The 16112-nt window shown below is 73.1% G+C and carries 13 protein-coding genes; 7 read left to right on the forward strand and 6 right to left on the reverse strand.

What is annotated here, in order from left to right; translation table 11 throughout:
- Positions 1-38: 38 nt before the first annotated feature.
- The 4 genes from M3147_RS10575 to M3147_RS10590 are packed head-to-tail and all read left to right on the forward strand — an operon-like array spanning position 39 to position 6595.
- Positions 39-1286 carry an aminotransferase class V-fold PLP-dependent enzyme gene (locus M3147_RS10575; protein WP_251203438.1) on the forward strand — a complete coding sequence of 416 codons (1248 nt, stop codon included), beginning with the start codon at positions 39-41 and terminating at the stop codon, positions 1284-1286.
- A complete protein-coding gene (locus tag M3147_RS10580) occupies positions 1276-3447 on the forward strand; it encodes a hydantoinase/oxoprolinase family protein (protein WP_251203439.1) in 2172 nt (723 codons plus the stop codon). The genes M3147_RS10575 and M3147_RS10580 overlap by 11 nt, the downstream gene beginning before the upstream one ends.
- Positions 3444-5234: a hydantoinase B/oxoprolinase family protein gene (locus M3147_RS10585; protein ID WP_251203440.1), complete on the forward strand. Its 1791-nt coding sequence runs from the start codon at positions 3444-3446 to the stop codon at positions 5232-5234. Before M3147_RS10580 ends, M3147_RS10585 begins: the two co-directional genes overlap by 4 nt.
- Positions 5231-6595: a transaminase gene (locus M3147_RS10590; protein WP_251203441.1), complete on the forward strand. Its 1365-nt coding sequence runs from the start codon at positions 5231-5233 to the stop codon at positions 6593-6595. The genes M3147_RS10585 and M3147_RS10590 overlap by 4 nt, the downstream gene beginning before the upstream one ends.
- A 16-nt stretch (positions 6596-6611) precedes the next feature.
- On the opposite strand, the gene M3147_RS10595 is transcribed toward M3147_RS10590, so the two are convergent.
- From M3147_RS10595 to M3147_RS10605, 3 genes are all read right to left on the reverse strand, one after another.
- Entirely contained in the window at positions 6612-9173 is a 2562-nt protein-coding gene (locus tag M3147_RS10595; protein WP_251203442.1) for a LuxR family transcriptional regulator, read from the reverse strand.
- 91 nt (positions 9174-9264) lie between these two features.
- A complete protein-coding gene (locus M3147_RS10600) occupies positions 9265-9435 on the reverse strand; it encodes a hypothetical protein (RefSeq protein ID WP_251203443.1) in 171 nt (56 codons plus the stop codon).
- Between the two features lie 102 nt (positions 9436-9537).
- Positions 9538-9945 (reverse strand): VOC family protein, encoded by a 408-nt coding sequence (locus M3147_RS10605; RefSeq protein ID WP_251203444.1) that lies wholly within the window; start codon positions 9943-9945, stop codon positions 9538-9540.
- A gap of 413 nt (positions 9946-10358) precedes the next feature.
- Between M3147_RS10605 and M3147_RS10610 the strand changes: the two genes are divergently transcribed.
- The 3 genes from M3147_RS10610 to M3147_RS10620 all read left to right on the forward strand — a co-directional run bounded on the left by M3147_RS10610 (position 10359) and on the right by M3147_RS10620 (position 13937).
- Entirely contained in the window at positions 10359-11753 is a 1395-nt protein-coding gene (locus tag M3147_RS10610; protein WP_251203445.1) for a thioester domain-containing protein, read from the forward strand.
- A 450-nt stretch (positions 11754-12203) separates the two neighbouring features.
- Positions 12204-13526, forward strand: a complete 1323-nt coding sequence (locus tag M3147_RS10615; protein ID WP_251203446.1) for a hypothetical protein — start codon at positions 12204-12206, stop codon at positions 13524-13526.
- Between the two features lie 102 nt (positions 13527-13628).
- Positions 13629-13937 carry a GNAT family N-acetyltransferase gene (locus tag M3147_RS10620; RefSeq protein WP_251203447.1) on the forward strand — a complete coding sequence of 103 codons (309 nt, stop codon included), beginning with the start codon at positions 13629-13631 and terminating at the stop codon, positions 13935-13937.
- Between the two features lie 339 nt (positions 13938-14276).
- Here M3147_RS10620 and M3147_RS10625 read toward each other — a convergent pair whose 3' ends face one another.
- The 3 genes from M3147_RS10625 to M3147_RS10635 form a co-directional block, all read right to left on the reverse strand.
- Positions 14277-14762 carry a MarR family winged helix-turn-helix transcriptional regulator gene (locus tag M3147_RS10625; RefSeq protein WP_251203448.1) on the reverse strand — a complete coding sequence of 162 codons (486 nt, stop codon included), beginning with the start codon at positions 14760-14762 and terminating at the stop codon, positions 14277-14279.
- Positions 14763-15102: 340 nt separating this feature from the next.
- Positions 15103-15243 (reverse strand): hypothetical protein, encoded by a 141-nt coding sequence (locus tag M3147_RS10630; RefSeq protein WP_251203449.1) that lies wholly within the window; start codon positions 15241-15243, stop codon positions 15103-15105.
- A 432-nt stretch (positions 15244-15675) separates the two neighbouring features.
- On the reverse strand, positions 15676-16104 hold the full coding sequence (locus M3147_RS10635) for a hypothetical protein (protein WP_251203450.1): 429 nt from the start codon (positions 16102-16104) through the stop codon (positions 15676-15678).
- Between the last annotated feature and the right edge of the window lie 8 nt (positions 16105-16112).

Here is a 16112-nt window from a genome sequence, read left to right on the forward strand (position 1 = left end):
GACCCCACCCGACCACCGCCGTTTCCGAGAGGCCGATCATGACCACCTATCCCAGCGGGTTGACCCGACGCGAGTTCGAGCGGGAGCTCGACCGACTCGAGGTCGTCTCGCGCTTCCCCGAGATGCCGAGCAACCTCTTCGACGAGGGACCGCACCTCGTCGACACCCCGCTGACCCCCTGGGGCGACGAGGTGCGCGAGCTCGCCGTCGACGCCTACCGCCGGTTCATCCACGGCGAGACCTGGATCACCGGGGGCGGCGCGCGCGAGATGGAGGCCGAGGTCATCTCGTGGATGGGCGGGCTGATGGGGGCCGAGACCCCGACGGGCTTCCTCACCGCGGGCGGCTCCGAGTCGAACATGTGCGCCATCCTCACGGCAAAGCAGCGCTCCGGGCGCCGCGGCGGCAGCGTGGTGTTCCCCGACAACGGGCACTACTCGCTGCACAAGCTCTGCCGCATGTTCGACCTCGACGCGATCGTCGTCCCGGCCCCCGAGGGCCGCCTGCACGAGGTCGACCCCGCGGCGATCGAGGCCGCCATCCGTCCCGACACCATCGCCATCATCGCGACCGCGGGCACCTGGGCCTTCGGCAGCGTCGACCCGATCGCCGAGATCGGCGAGATCGCCGAGCGGCACGGGCTCTACCTGCACGTCGACGGCGCGTTCGGCGGATACATCCTGCCGTTCCTCGAGCGCTCCGGCTACGACTCGACGATCCCCGCCTGGGACTTCCGGGTGCCGGGCGTGCACTCGATCAGCGCCGACCTGCACAAGAACGGCATGGCCCCGCCGCCCGTGGGCAGCCTGACCTTCCGCGACGAGGCGCTGCTCGCCGCGGCGAAGGAGATCTGCCCGCCGAACGGCACGATGTCGGGCACCCGCGGCGTCGGCCCGATCGCCGGGGCCTGGGCCATGGTGCGCCTCCTCGGCCAGGCCGGGTACGAGGCCGTCTCGCTCGCCTCGATGGCGATGCGCGACGAGCTGAACGCCGGGGTCGAGCGCATCGACGGGCTCGAGATCCACCCGGGCTCGCGCATCAACATGTCGCTCATCCACTCGACGACGCTCGACCTCCGGCCCACCGCCGAGGAGCTGCGTCGTCGCGGCTGGATGTTCGCCGCCCGCTCGGTGCCCGCCCCCGTCGGGATGGTGCTCGTGCCGATGCCGCACAACGTGGGCCGGATCGCCCCGTTCCTCGCCGACCTCGAGGAGGCCGCCGGCCTCGCCCGGCCGCTCGGCGCCGAGGACCTGAGCGCGGCGGGGGTGTCGTCCTATGGCTTCTGAACCGCAGCCGCAGCCGCAGCCGCGGCCGGGGCGGACGCCGGCGCGGGCGCTCCCGCTCCGCCTCTCCGTCGACATCGGCGGCACCTTCACCGACCTCGTCGTCGAGGAGGGCGGACTGCTCCGCCTCTACAAGGCGCCGACCGTGCCGAGCGACCCCGTGCAGGGCATCCTCGACGTCATCGGTGTCGCCGCCGCGGCCGAGGGCGTCGGCGTGCGCGACTTCCTCGCCCGCGTCGCGAGCCTCGCGCACGCCACCACGCGCGGGCTGAACGCCGTGCTCACCGGCACCGCCGCGCGCACCGCGCTCCTCGTGACGAGCGGGCACCCCGACGTGCTGCTGCTCCGCGAGGGCGGCCGCCGCGACCCCTACGACTTCACGGTGCCCTACCCGGAGCCGTACGTGCCCCGCCGGCTCACCCTCGAGCTGCCCGGCCGCATCCTCTCCACCGGGGAGGAGCTCGAGCCGCTCGACCTCGCCGCCGTCGAGGCGGCCTGCGACCGGCTGCTCGAGCTCGACGTCGAGGCCGTCGCCGTGTGCCTGCTCTGGGCCACCGTGAACCCCGCGCACGAGCTCGCGGTCGGCGAGGTGCTCGCCCGCCGGCTCGGCGGCATCCCGTTCAGCCTCTCGCACGCCCTGAACCCCTCGCTGCGCGAGTACCGGCGGGCCTCGTCCACCGCGATCGACGCCTCGCTGAAACCCCTCATGTCCGACTACGTGGCCGCCCTCACCGGGCGGCTGCGGGCGGCCGGGCTCGCCGGGCGGATCCTCATGGTCACCTCGATGGGCGGCGTCGTCGAGGTCGAGGACGCCGCGGCCGCGCCGATCGTCACCCTGAACTCGGGGCCGTCGATGGCCCCCGTCGCCGGGCGCGCCTACGCGGCCGCCGACACCGGCTCCGACGCGGTGATCATCGCGGATGCCGGTGGCACCACGTTCGACGTCACGCTCGTGCGGCGCGGCGAGATCCCCTCGACCCGCACCGCCTGGGTGGGCGAGGAGGGCACCGGGCACCTCACCGGCCTGCCCTCGATCGACGTGAAGAGCGCCGGCGCCGGCGGCGGCAGCATCGCCTGGGTCGACCCCGGCGGGCTGCTGCACGTCGGCCCGCAGAGCGCCGGCTCCCAGCCGGGCCCCGCCTGCTACGGCCGGGGCGGCACCGCCGCGACCGTCACCGATGCCGCGCTCGTGCTCGGCTACCTCGACGCGGAGCACTTCTCGAGCGGCCGGATGCGGCTCGACGTCGAGGCGGCCCGCCGGGCGATCGAGCACGACGTCGCCGGCCCGCTCGGCCTCGGACTCGTCGAGGCGGCCTCGGCCGTGCTCGACCTCACCACCGAGCAGATGGTGCACGCGATCGAGGAGATCACCCTGCAGCAGGGCATCGACCCCTCGGCGGCGGTGCTCGTCGGCGGCGGTGGGGCCGCGGGGCTGAACGCCGCCGCGGTCGCCGGTCGGCTCGGCTCGCCCTCGCTCGTGATGCCCGCCGTCGGCGCCGCGCTCGCCGCGGCCGGTGCGCTGATGAGCGACTACACGGCGGTCTACTCCTCGACGATCCCGGCGCTCACCTCGGCGTTCGACGCCGAGCGGGTGAACGCGGGGCTCGCGGAGCTGCTCGCCCGGGGCCGCGCCTTCGCCGAGCGGATGGGCGGCGGCGCCGCGACCATCGGGCTCTACGCCGAGGCGCGCTACCCGCAGCAGATCTGGGAGCTGGAGATCCCGCTCCGCGACGAACGCTTCGCCGGCGCGGACGACGTCGCGGGCTTCGTCGCGGACTTCCACGACGTGCACGAGGAGATCCTCGGCATCCGCGACGATGGCTCGCCCGTCGAGGTCGTGAGCTGGGGCGCGCGCGTGCGCGTGCCGCTCGAGCGTGCCGAGGGCGTGCTCTCCGCGCGGCTGGAGTCGGGCACGCTCGCGACGAGCCGGACCGCGTACGTGCGCGGCGCCGGCATGGTCGAGGTGCCGGTGCGCCCGCTGTCCTCCCTCACCCCGGGCCTCGCCGAGCGCGGCCCGATCCTCATCGAGTCGCCGTTCACGACGATCGTCGTCGCCGACGCCAGCGCCGTCGAGATCGCGCCGAGCGGCTCCCTCGTGATCACCCCCGCCGGCCAGGCCGCCGGTGCGGCCCCCGTGCCCGACCTCGAGGAGAGCGTCCGATGACCGAGCGACCCACCGCCCCCGCGCACGACGGCGCCCAGCTCGCGGTGCTCAGCCACCGGCTGGAGGCGATCGTGCGCCGGATGGCGAACACCCTCGCCCGCTCCGGGCGCTCCGGGGTGCTGAACACGGCGCGGGACTTCTCCTGCTGCATCCTCACCGCCGACGGCGAGGTGCTCACCACCGGGCAGAGCCTGCCGATCCACGTGATGGGCGGGCCCGACCTGCAGGCCGAGGCGCTGCGCGAGTTCTTCCCGGTGATGCGCCGGGGCGACGCCTTCCTGCACAACTCCCCGTACCACGGCAACACGCACGCGGCCGATCACGCGATCATGGTGCCGGTCGTCGACCGCGACGGCGTGCACCGCTTCACCGTGGTCGCGAAGGCGCACCAGGCCGACTGCGGCAACTCGGTGCCGACGACGTACATGGCGAGCGCCCGCGACGTGTACGAGGAGGGCGCCCTCGTCTTCCCCGTCGTGCGGGTCCAGCAGGACTACGCCGACCTCGACGACATCCTGCGGATGTGCGAGATGCGCATCCGCGTGCCCGAGCAGTGGCGCGGCGACTACCTCGCGATCATGGGCAGCGCCCGGATCGGCGAGCGGGCCCTGCTCGAGCTCGGCGAGGAGGTCGGCTGGGACGCCCTCGACGGCTTCTCCCGCGACTGGCTCGACTACAGCGAGCGCCGAATGGAGGTCACGATCCGCGCGCTGCCCGCCGGATCGACGACGAAGTCCACCGTGCACGACCCGTTCCCGGGGGTGCCCGACGGCGTGCCGATCCAGGCGACCGTCACGGTGCTGCCGGAGGAGGGCCTGATCGAGGTCGACCTCCGCGACAACCCGGACTGCGTGCCGTCGGGGCTGAACCTCAGCCAGGCGACGTCCCGCGCGGCGGCGTTCATCGGGCTGTTCAACAGCATCGACCACACCATCCCGCACAACCAGGGCAGTTTCCGACGCGTGCGGCTGCTGCTGCGGGAGAACTGCGTCGTCGGCATCCCGCGCCACCCGGTGAGCTGCTCGGTCGCGACGACGAACCTCTCGAACCGCGTCGGCAACCTCGTGCAACGCGCGATGGCCGAACTCGGCGCGGGCCTCGGCATGGCCGAGGTCGGCACCGGGATGTCGCCGGCGGAGGCCGTCGTGTCGGGCATCGACCGGCGGGCCGGTGCCACGGCGTTCGTGAACCAGATCTTCACCGGCACGAACGGCGGCGCCGCCGGCCCGCACGCCGACGGCTGGCTCACGATGGACGACCTGGGCTCGGGCGGCACGCTGCTCCTCGACAGCGTCGAGATCGACGAGCTCAAGCAGCCGATCGTGATCCACGAGCGCCGGCTCGCGGTCGACACGGAGGGTGCGGGGCACCGCCGGGGCGCCCCGGGCACGATCGTCGAGTACGGGCCCATCGGCGGACCGATCGAGGCGATCTACGCCAACGACGGCTCGATCAACCCGATGGCGGGGGCGCGCGGCGGACGCGCGGGCGCGCCCTCGCGTCAGCAGAAGCGGACGCGGGACGGATCGCTCGTCGCGCTCGACATCTGCGGTCCGGAGGTGATCGAGGTCGGCGAGCGGCTCGTCGCCCGCACGAGCGGCGGCGGCGGCTACGGCGACCCGGCGACCCGCGAGCCCGAGCTCGTCCTCGCCGACGTGCGCGAGGGCTGGATCAGCGAACGACGTGCGCGCGAGGTGTACCTCGTGCAGATCCGCGACGGGCGGATCGATCAGGACGCGACCGGGCAGCTGCGCTCGGCCAAGGAGATGTGGAGGAACCGCGGATGACCGCGACGACGATGGACCGGACCCGGCTCGGGCAGCTGCTCGCGCGCGAACGCGGGGAGTTCGTCCGGCGCACCCCGGAGTCGCGCCGGCTGCACGAGGCGGCCGCGCCGCACCTGCTCGGCGGAGTGCCGATGACGTGGATGGCGAAGAGCGCCGGCCCGTACCCGCTGTACCTCGACTCGGCCCGCGGCGCGCGGGTCACCGACGCCGACGGCACCCGCTACGTCGACTTCTGCCTGGGCGACACGGGCGCGATGGCCGGGCACTCGCCGGCGGCGACCGTCGAGGCCGTCGAGCGGCGCTACGGTCGGCTCGGCGGGGCGACCGCGATGATGCCGACCGAGGACGCGGGCGTCGTCGCCGGCATCCTCGCCGAGCGTTTCGGGGTCGCGGAGTGGAGCTTCTCGCTCTCGGCGACCGACGCGAACCGCTGGGTGCTGCGGCTCGCCCGGGCCGTGACCGGGCGGCCGCGCGTGCTCGTGAACAGCTTCAGCTACCACGGCAGCGTCGACGAGTCGTTCATCGTGACCGGCCCGGACGGCCCGAGGGCCAGGCCGGGCAACGTCGGCCCCGCGTACGACGTGACGCGCACGAGCCGGGTGGTCGAGTTCAACGATCTCGCCGGGCTCGAGCGCGAGCTCGCCGCGGGCGACGTCGCGGCGGTGCTGATGGAGCCGGCGCTCACGAACATGGGCATCGTGCTGCCGGAGCCCGGCTACCTCGCCGGGGTGCGCGAGCTCACCCGGGCGGCCGGGACGCTCCTCATCAACGACGAGACGCACACCTTCTCGGCGGGGCCCGGCGGCTGCACGGCGGCGTGGGGGCTCGAGCCCGACCTCGTCACCCTCGGCAAGGCGATCGCGGGAGGCATCCCGATCGGCGCCTACGGCCTGAGCGCCGAGCTGGCCGATCGGATCTGGTCGGACCCCGAGACCGACCTCGTCGACACCGGCGGCGTCGGCGGCACCCTCGCGGGCAACGCGCTGAGCCTCGCGGCCGCGCGCGCGACGCTCGAGCGGGTGCTGACGCCCGAGGCGTTCGCCGGCATGACCGCGCGGTCGGGGGAGTACACGGCCGGGGTGCAGGGGCTCATCGACCGCTTCGCGCTGCCGTGGACCGTCACGCAGCTCGGGGCGCGCTCCGAGTACCGCTTCGCCTCGCCCGCCCCGCGGAACGGCACGGAGTCGTACCTCGCGACGGACACGGAGCTCGAGGACTACCTGCACCTGTTCCTGCTGAACCGGGGGATCTTCCTGACGCCGTTCCACAACATGGCGCTCATGTGCCCGGAGACGAGCAGCGCCGACGTCGAGCTGCACCTGGACGTGCTCGCCGCCGCGCTGTCGGATCTCGTCGGCTGAGGCCGAGGCTCGGTGTTCAGCGGAACAGGTCCGCGCGCTCGAGGTAGTCGCGGAGGTGGCTGCGCCGCTCGGCGCCGGTCTTGCGCATCACCCGGTGCAGGTGGCTCTCCACCGTGCGCACGGAGAGGACGAGCTCGTCGGCGATCTGCTGGTTGCTGAGCCCCGACGCGGCGAGGCGCGCGATCTCGCGTTCGCGCTCCGTGAGCTCGACGAAGAGGGCGCGGAAGCGGGTGGCGTCGTAGCTGCCGGGCACGAGCGACTTCCTGAGCTGCTCATGGCGCGCGGTGAGCTCGGCGGCCGACTCCGCCTCGCCGAGATCCCGGTAGAGGGTCGCCGCGCGGGACATGGCCGAGAGCGCGAGACCGAAGCGCCCGTCCCGGGCGAACATCGCGCCCGCCTCGGCGAGCTCCGCAGGATTCTGCGCGACGAGGGCGGTGAGGTAGCGGAGCAGGTCGCCGACGAGCTCACCCTCGACCGCGCTGATCCGCTCGCGGACCTCGGCCAGCCGCTCCTCGCTCGGATCGAGTTCGACGACGGTGGTGAGCGCCATCGCGGCGGCCAGCCGGGCCCCGCGTTCCCAGAGCTGGTTCGCGCTCTCGAGCGTGATGCTCGCGGCCCTCGCCTGATCGCCCTCGCTCGCCGCGGTCTGCATCCACGCCCAGCCGCGCGCCTGGCTCGGCAGGGGGCCGTCGGCGAGCGGGATGCGCTCGAGCTCCGCGTTGCGGGCCTCTGCGAGCTTCCGCTGCCCCCGCCGCGAGGCGATGACGCTCGACATGATCGTGAGCGCCAGATGCGCGAAGGGCGGGCGCCCGAGCGGCTCGCCGAGGATCGAGACGACCTCGATCAGGTCCTCCGCGTCGCCGTAGCGCCCGTCGATGACCGCGCAGAAGACCGCCACCGCGCCGAAGCCGCGCATCCCGAGCGGGTCGAACCGTGCCCGCGACTCGTCGAGGGAGCGCACGGCGTGCCTCGCGGCGGTCGAGGTGTCGCCGCGGGCGATGAGGTTGCTGAGCGCGACCACCGAAGCGCGGAGGTCCAGCACGGGCCCGTTCAGCACCCGGATGGCCGCCAGATGCCGGTCGGAGTCGTGGAGACGACCGTGGCAGGTCGCGACGTACGCGAGGGCCCGGTGCACGGCGACGGCCACCTCGCCCGGCATCTCGGGATCGAACGGGTCGGGCAGCACGCCGAGGTCCGGGTCGCCGAGCTGGTCGATCTCGAGTTCGACGGCGCGCGCGAGCAGGAACGGCCCGAACTCGGGCAGCTCCTGGGCGGTGGACCGAAGTCGTTCCAGCGCCCGCTCGGGCTGGTGCCGTGAGTAGGCCAGATAGTCGGCCTCGGCCGCGCACCATCGCGCCCTCGCCTCCTCCGAGCCGGCGAACGACGGCGGCGCCTCGAGCAGCGCATCGATCTCGGCGGGGATGCTCGGGGCCTCGAGCAGCGTCTCCAGGAAGTTCACCGCCGACTCGGGAGTCTGCGCCTGCGCCCACTCGTTCCGGGCGACGAGCGTGCGGGTGCGCTGCTGCTCGTGCACGAGTCGGATGAACTGCGCGCTGTGGTCGTCGTCGAACGCCGTGATGGGTGCGTCGCCGAAGCGCAGGGTGTTCTCGGGATCGAGCGTCTCCTCGATCGCCTGCGCGAGTCGCAGCCGGCGGGCGGGTCGCGGTGTGTGCCGGAAGTACTCCACGAGGAGCGGCGGCTGGACGCTGACGAGCAACCGCGACCCCGAGGAGAGCAGCTCCACGAGCCCGAGCTGCTCCAGCGCCTCGAGGTGCGTCGCCGAGGCGAGGTGCGAGATGCCGGCCGCATCCACGACGCCGAGCATCGAAAGGGTCTCGAGCAGGTCGAGCTGGGCGGGTTCGAGCCCTTCGAGCTGCACCTCGACCAGCGCCGAGAGCGAGGGCGACCACAGGTCGTGCGTCGCCGTCCAGACGCCGTCGCGGGCCTCGAGCGCACCTTCGCGCGACGCGGCGTCGACGAGCGCGAAGGCGAGCCCGACGTTGCCGCCGGACTTGGCGTAGATGCGGGACAGGGTCGCCGCGTCGACGGGCGCGCCGAGTCGGTCGACGATCGCCAGCTCGAGCTCGTCGTACCGCAGCTGCGGCAGTTCCAGGGTGAAACTCGTCTCGATGGTGGAGGACCGCACGCCGGTCGGCGTGTGGCGCGCGCCCCGCCCCCGCAGCCGGATGATCACCACCGGCAGCCGGTGCCGGCGCTGCACGGCGCAGATGATCCCCCAGCTGACCTCGTCGAGATCGTCCCAGTCGTCGACGATGAGCAGCGAATCGTTCGACTGGAGCCGGTCGGACAGCTCCTGCACGACCGTGGGGATCGCCGACGGGCGGCTGTCCTTCGCCGCGTCGATCCCCGCCAGTGCGAGCGCCATCATCGGGAAGCTCCGCAGCGAGGCGACCGCGCGCACGTCGACGACGTGCCAGGAGCGGTTCAGGAAATGGTTCCGCAGCCGCTCGGCGAACCGCGTGCGCCCGCTGCCGCGCGCGCCGACGACGTCGACGCACGCCCCCTGCGTGATCATCTCGGCGGCCTGAGCGAACAACTGGTCGCGCGTGCTCACCATCGACTCCCCTCCGTCCGGGAAGCGTCCCCCCGGAGCGCCGTGCCTGCATCGTACGGCCGCGGGAGGTCGGCGGGGAAGGGGGCGGTGGGCCTCATCGCTCGCCGGCGCGCACGGCTGCGCGGCGACGCTCGCGGGCCCGCTGCCAGTCCGCGTAGTCGTGGTCGCGTCCGAGCGAGCAATCGCACCGCAGCAGGATCGCCTCGCCGGTCTTCGGATCGACGAAACGCTCGACGTGGGGGAGCGCGAAGCGGGTTCTGGGCATGCAGCACAGTGTCCGCCGCCCCGGGCGCGCGACGTCGTCGTGCCGCACGGACTCCGGGACGCCGAGCGAAGAATGCCGTGGTCGGGCGCCGGGCCTCAGTAGTCAGCGGGCCGCCCGGCCGACCAGCTCCCAGACGACACCGAAGCGATCCTCGATCATCGCGTAGCAGCCGCCCGACCGCCCGGTCGGTGTGACCTCCGTGAGCACGACGCCGCCCTCGCCGAGCACGGCGGCGGCCTGGCCGAGCAACTGGTCGCCGAGCTCGAGCCGGATCGCGAGCCGGCGCCCGGTGCTGATCGGGAGGTCCGTGAGCGCGTCCGACATCCGGATCCGCTCACCGGCCACCGCGAGCTCCGCGACCATCACCCGTCGGCCGAAGCGGGGGCGGTCCCAACCGGGAGCGTCCTGGAAGCGGACGAGCCGCTCGATGTCGGCGTCGAAGGCGGCGACGTACGTCTCGATCGCCGCCGTGCATTCGTCGGTGAAGGTCAGGAGCGGGATGACGGCCAAATTGATCTCCCAGTGCGGTCCGGTGCCGGGCGTCGGGTCGAACCGAGGCTATGCGCTGCACCACGGACGGGTGGGGCCGCGACGATCGTTGCGTAGTCGGGGCGCGCCCGGTTCAGTAGTCCCCGCCGCCACGGCGGTGGCGGGCGGGTCGGGGCTCCGCACCCGGGCCGGGCGCGGGGCGGTGCCGCGCGCCTCGCAGAAGTCGGCCCCGACTACTGAGAATGGCCGGCTGCGCCACTGAAGCCCGGACGGCACCCGGTGCGCGCCTCGATCGTGCGCGTAGCTTCGCTTCCGGTCGTGGTCGGGCGGCCCCCCCCCGACGCCCCGACCGCGAGCGGAGGGCCCGACGGCCCTGATCGGGCCCTCCGCGTCCCACAGGCGAACCGCCGTCACCATCCACCCGAAGGAACGACATGCTCACCTCGCTCCCCGTTGCTCGGCGCGCCCGCCTCGGTGCGCGCCTCCGCCCGGAGCGCCGCCGTCGCGGCGCGCGCGCCGCACTCGCCGCCGCGGCCGCGACCGTCGTGCTGGGCGCGGTCGGCGCGCTCGCCGGCGCGGCTCCGGCGAACGCGGAGCCCCAGGCCACGATGAGCCGCACCCTGCCCGAGTACGCCTACTTCGCCTGGAACGAGGCAGGGACCGGCACGTTCCACGACTTCTGGGCGTACCTCTTCCCGTTCGACGTCGTCGACGACGCGGGCGCGACGACGACCATCCAGGTGTACTGCGCAGATCGCATGGTCGGCGTCGACCTCTCCGGCGCGCACCCCTACGCCCAGTCGTCGTGGGAGGACTTCACCGGGACCGGGTTCGGGACGAACGCCGCAGAGGTCCTCTGGGTGATCGAGCACGGGTACCCGACTCGCACGGGTGCGGAGGTCCTGTCCGCGGCCGGTGTGACGGGGACGACGAATCAGAGCTCCGACAAGATCGCGCTGGCCGCGACGCAGATCGCCATCTGGAACCTCACCAATCCCGAGGTCGCGGACACCAGGTTCCCGTCGGCCGATTCGATCGCGGTGGCGGGCAACGCGGGGCACGCGACGCTCGCGGACTCCACCGCCATCCTCGCGGTCGTGCGCCAGCTCCTCGACTCGGCCACCGGCGACGGATCGCAGCCGGGGCCGGCGCTGCAGGTCGTCCCGCCGAGCGACGGCGCCCCCGTCTCGGGCCGGGTCGGGCCGTTCGTCGTCCGCACCTCGGCGAGTTCCGCGAGCGTGAGTTCGACCGCGGGCGTCGTCGTCGACGCGGACGGCGCCCCCGTCGCCACCGCGGGCGACGGCGACGCGCTCTACGTCCGGGTGGACGGGATGACCGTGGGCGACCCGGTCCCGCTCGAGGCGACGGCCTCGGACGTGCACGCGCGCGCGGGCACGCTCTGGATGCCCGCCGACGGCGGTCGCTACCAGACCCTGATCACGGCGAAGGACTCCGTCGGGTACACCGCGAGGGACGCGGCGGAGATCGCCCTCGAGGCGGCGGTGACCCCGAGCGAGCCGGCGGGACCGGGCGACGACGACGGCGGAGACGACGATGGCGGAGCGGTCCCGGGAGACGGCACCGGCGGCGACGTACCGGATGCGCCCGGCGACGGGGCAGACGTGCCCGACGGGGGAGCCGAGGCTCCCGGCCACGGCCCCGCTGGGCCGTCGGCGGCGCCCGACTCCCGTGCCGGCTCGTCGGCAGCGTCGAGCACTCCGACGCTGGCGCACACCGGGTCGGAGCTCGGCGCCGGCCTCGGCGCCGCCCTGCTCCTGCTGGTCGCGGGTCTGCTGCTGGCGCGCGGCCGCCGGCGTCGGGCCGGCTGACCGCTCGCCTGCCGTCGGAGCGCACCCTCATCCTGCGACGGCGAGGAATCGTCACGATGCGATAGACTTCGCGAGCAGTTCTTCCGGGTGCGCGCGCCGGCCGTCCGGCTCGTCGTTTCGAGTCCCGCCCGCCGCCCCGGTCTCCCGTCCGTCGCTTCCGCGAGGGGCGGGATTCTCGCTGTTCGGTGGCTCTGCTGCCCCGGATTCTCGGGCTTTGCCCCCCGTTTTGGGTGGATTCTCGACGATTCGGGCGTGGGGGCGCCGATAGGCTCGATTTGTCTGATTCCCGTGAACGAGAGTCTGGATATGAGGGGTGCGTTTGTCGGGGCCACCCCGGCACCAACACTCCGGGCACACTCCCTGCGGCGTCGCACGGCGGCCCCGGAATGCGCCGGTCGTGAAAGTCACGTCCGGCTGAAGAGCGAGCGTTCGGGCGCATCGGCTCCGGCCGTGCGTGCCGAGGTCGGGGGCGGGATCGAGACCGCCGCAGACCCGCTCGCCGAGATCGCCCTGCGTTCCACCCGCGCCCTCCGCCGAGTGTTCGTGATGGGCATCGCCCTCGCCTTCGGCATCGTCTTCGCCCGGCTGCTGAGCGTCGAGGGCCGGGGCCTCGGCTTCGACGCGTCGGGGCACGGGCTCGGCGGGTGGGACACCCCGGACGCCGCGGTCATGCCGCTCGCCGCGCTCGGCGCGATGGCCGTCGCGATGCTGCTGCTCGTCGTCTCCGCCTCCGAGGAGCGGCTCGCCGCGGTGATGCGCTTCGGCCTCCCCGGCTTCGACGATCGCGCCAGGGCGATCGCGAACGGCATGGTCTGGGCCGGGATCGCCCTGCTCGCCGTGCACTTCGCCGCGCCCGCCTTCGAGTGGATGCCGGGCGGGCACAAGGCGGCCGGCGTGCTGCTCGGCACCGTGCTCGGAGCAGGCACCGCCCGCCTGCATCACCAGGCGATCAGCCACGAGGCGTACCGCACCTTCAACCTCGTCTCCATGCTGCTCGCGGCCGGCAGCCTCGGCGCCATGTCGATCACCCCCACGGGCGAGTGGTGGACCCTGAACTTCAGCACCCTCGGCACGAGCGACGACCTCGCGGCGGCGAGCTTCAACGTGGGCATCGTCATCGCGGGGCTCGGCATGGCCGTGCTCGGGCCGGCGCTCACCCGGGCGCTCGGCGAGGCGCGATTCGCGGTGCGGCGCGGCGGGCTCGGCGCCGCACGAGCGCTGATCGCGGTGATCGGCGCGAGCCTCGCCGGGGTCGGCCTCGTGCCGATCGACACCGACACCCTGCTGCACAATGTCTTCGCCTGCGCCGCCGCGGCCGGGTTCGCCGGGCTTGCCGGCTGCGTCCGGCTCTTCGCCAAGCGGATGCCGCGCACCCTCGTCGTGCTCTCCTACGCGTTCCTCGCGCTCGAGATCGCCGCGATGTTCGCGTACCAGGTGATCGGGCTGTTCAACCTGACGGTGTTCGAGATCGTCGCGTTCACCCTGGTCTTCGCCTGGCTGATCGCGCTCGTCGCCACCACGCACGCGCACCCGCAGGCGGAGCCGTCCGACGTCGGCGTCGTCACGGGCGCTGTCTCGGCCCGCGCTCACGCCGTGCACCGCCGCCGTATCGCGCCCGCCGGCTCGGCCGCGCTCACCCGCCCCGCCGGTCGCGACGAGGAGGCCCGCCTCCGCGGCCCGGGCTCGCACGGCTCGGACCGCCTGCGCCGGCTCGGACTGCGCGGGACGGATGCCGCGGCGGACGACCCCCCGGACCACGCGGCACTCGTCTGAGGCATCCTGGGCGGCGACCGGGAATCCCCGCGCGCCGGACGCGTTGCACCAGAGGACGAACGCTGCGCACGATCGCGCGGCCGAGCGGAAGCGGAGGAACGCATGAGCGAGGACATCCAGCTCGCGGAGGCGGCCGAACGGTCGCGGTACGAGATCCGGTCCGACGGAGTGGTCGCGGGCTTCGCGATGTACCGGCGCTCCGAGGGGCGGACGACCTTCACGCACACGATCGTGAAGCCCGAGTTCGAGGGGAAGGGCATCGGCAGCAGGCTCGCCCGCTTCGCCCTCGACGACACCGTCGCGCGCGGCGAGCGGATCGTGCCCGAGTGCCCGTTCATCCGGGCCTACCTCGAGCGGCACCCCGAGTACGCCGACTCCGTCGACCCGGTGGAGTCCGCCGGCCGGGCGTGAGCGCCTCGCCCCATCGCGGAGATCCGTGTCACGACGGGCGCGCGACGGCAGTCCCGCCTGGGCGTGTACCCCGTTCCGGGGGCGGCACGAGCCGCGCGGCGGGGATACGATTCACCCAAACCCGAGTCGGGAACCCGAACCCGACATGCCCGCCATCCGTGGTGGCCGCGGTGCGCCCTCGCGCGCCCCGCTCGGGAGGTTGCTCGTCGAGCTCAGTTCGGGTCGCTCGGCGGGGAGGGCCTCCCTGGAGGCCGCGGTGGGGCGGGAGGTAGGGTTCCCGCCCCACCGTCATTCGCCCGCCGCGCGGCCGGGCCGCCCGGGCCGTCCCGGGCCGGGCCGTCAGGCCTCGTCGCCCTCGTCGTCCGGTGGGATGACGGGTGCACCGGCCTCGGCGGCACCCAGGCGAAGGCGGGTGGTCAGTCGGATCAGCGTGCGCAGCTCATCCTCGTCGAGGGACGCGCCCATGTGCTCGGTGATCGCCTGCATGTGCTCGACCGCGACGCGGCGGAACAGATCGAACCCCTCCGCGGTGATGGACACGATGGTGCCGCGGCCGTCGTCGGGGTCCTCGCTCTTGCGGAGCAGCCCGCGAGCGGCGAGTCGGTCGACGAGCCGGCTCACGCTCGGCTGCGTGATGAGGACCGAGCGGTTCAGCTCCTTCAGCCGGAGCCGCCGGCCCGGGGCGCGGGAGATGTTGAACAGCACGTCGTACTCGTTCATCGAGATGGTCGAGGACGGGAAATCCCGCTGCAGGGCCCGCATCACGGTCACCTGCGCGCGGAACAGCGACTCCCAGGCCGCGACGGTGAGCTGCCGGTCGACCACGTGGTGCTCCCTTCATCAGCGCGTGCGCGCGCTACCCAGAATAGGGGCCCCAGACACGGTTGAGGGCCGGTCGTAGAGGCTGACGACCGGCCCTCGCCCTTGCACCAAGAGTGTCCTGCAATCACATTCCGCACCGCCCGCCACAGCAAACGTGCGGTGCGATACCGAATATATAACAGATAGATAACGGGCGCCAGAGCTGCCTGAAAATCTCTGGCCGCTCCCAGGCTGACCGTCGGGCGCGGAGGAGATCCGCGCCTCGGGAGGTCGATTGCGCGGACGTGGGGTGGCGCTACCACGAGGCAGAGCTCAGGTCTGAGCAGGAGGCTCTAGCCGATGCTCAGCGGGTTCTCGTCGAGATCGAGCAGCTGCAGCAGGAGCTCACCTCGGAACCGGCGCTCTGCTCGGCGAGGTAGAGCCGTTCGCCGACGCGCTTCGGCGCGAACGCGATTTCCTGCGAACTGTCCGAGGTGACGCGCATGCTCGACGCGCAGCGCCAGACACGCCTGGGATCACTTCTCCTCGATGGCGATGGACATCTCCGTGGGCTTGACCAGTCTCGAACTGGATGGCGTCGTTCATGGAGGAGCTGGGGCTCCGAGCGTGGATCGGAGACTCACCCAGCGGACACACGTCGTCTGCTTCTGCAGTCGACGGCGGCCGCGAGCCGAACCAGCCTCTCTCGTCAGCCCACCGACCGCGTGTTCGACGCGTGGCGCGACGTGTTCAGGTCCCGTCGGACGATCGCCGAGAAGCTGGGCCTGCCCACGAGTGCTTTACTCGCCCATGACGCATCACCCGCACCCCAGCCAAGGTCTCGCACTCCAGCACACCTATGCCCTCGCGGCGTTCTCCCGGCGGCTGCGAGGCCACTCTGCCGCGCTCCGCTTTGCCATCCGAGGGCGCGGCCAGGCTATCCGCTCTGGGCCTGGATCAGTGCGCGCAGTTCCTCTTCCGGGCTGGCTGATGTCAGGGCCTGGTGGCCGCGGGGGAGGAGTACGACGTGATGGTATGCCTCGGATCCGCGGGAGAGGCGCCCTGCGAGGAGTGCGTGCTCCCAGATGAGCACGCACTGCAGGTAGAACGGGTCGAGCGCGTACCGGGCACGAGGTGTCGTGATTGTCCCTCGCACCGTGACGCCTGGCACCTCGGAGATGCCTGCAAGGTCCTGAATCACGCCGAGCACGGTCTCTGGTCGGTAGTGAGCACCGTCACCCCGTGGGAAGAGTCGGAGGAGCACATTGACGGCCAGGTCAATCGGCTCGGCGGCTTCCAGTCCAGCGAAGCCCTCGTACAGCCGAGGTTCGGGGGAGACGGCTTCGGATCGTCGAAAGAGGCCCATGGGCTGAA

This window comes from Agromyces mediolanus (assembly GCF_023715325.1).
GTDB lineage: Bacteria > Actinomycetota > Actinomycetes > Actinomycetales > Microbacteriaceae > Agromyces > Agromyces mediolanus_A.

Bases quoted from the DNA above. Each gene is read 5' to 3' on its own strand.
- M3147_RS10600 (WP_251203443.1), bottom strand. From the start codon at position 9,435: ATGCCCAGAACCCGCTTCGCGCTCCCCCACGTCGAGCGTTTCGTCGAT.
- M3147_RS10585 (WP_251203440.1), top strand. From the start codon at position 3,444: ATGACCGAGCGACCCACCGCCCCCGCGCACGACGGCGCCCAGCTCGCG.
- M3147_RS10620 (WP_251203447.1), top strand. From the start codon at position 13,629: ATGAGCGAGGACATCCAGCTCGCGGAGGCGGCCGAACGGTCGCGGTAC.
- M3147_RS10580 (WP_251203439.1), top strand. From the start codon at position 1,276: ATGGCTTCTGAACCGCAGCCGCAGCCGCAGCCGCGGCCGGGGCGGACG.
- M3147_RS10610 (WP_251203445.1), top strand. From the start codon at position 10,359: ATGCTCACCTCGCTCCCCGTTGCTCGGCGCGCCCGCCTCGGTGCGCGC.
- M3147_RS10595 (WP_251203442.1), bottom strand. From the start codon at position 9,173: ATGGTGAGCACGCGCGACCAGTTGTTCGCTCAGGCCGCCGAGATGATC.
- M3147_RS10630 (WP_251203449.1), bottom strand. From the start codon at position 15,243: ATGCGCGTCACCTCGGACAGTTCGCAGGAAATCGCGTTCGCGCCGAAG.
- M3147_RS10590 (WP_251203441.1), top strand. From the start codon at position 5,231: ATGACCGCGACGACGATGGACCGGACCCGGCTCGGGCAGCTGCTCGCG.
- M3147_RS10575 (WP_251203438.1), top strand. From the start codon at position 39: ATGACCACCTATCCCAGCGGGTTGACCCGACGCGAGTTCGAGCGGGAG.
- M3147_RS10635 (WP_251203450.1), bottom strand. From the start codon at position 16,104: ATGGGCCTCTTTCGACGATCCGAAGCCGTCTCCCCCGAACCTCGGCTG.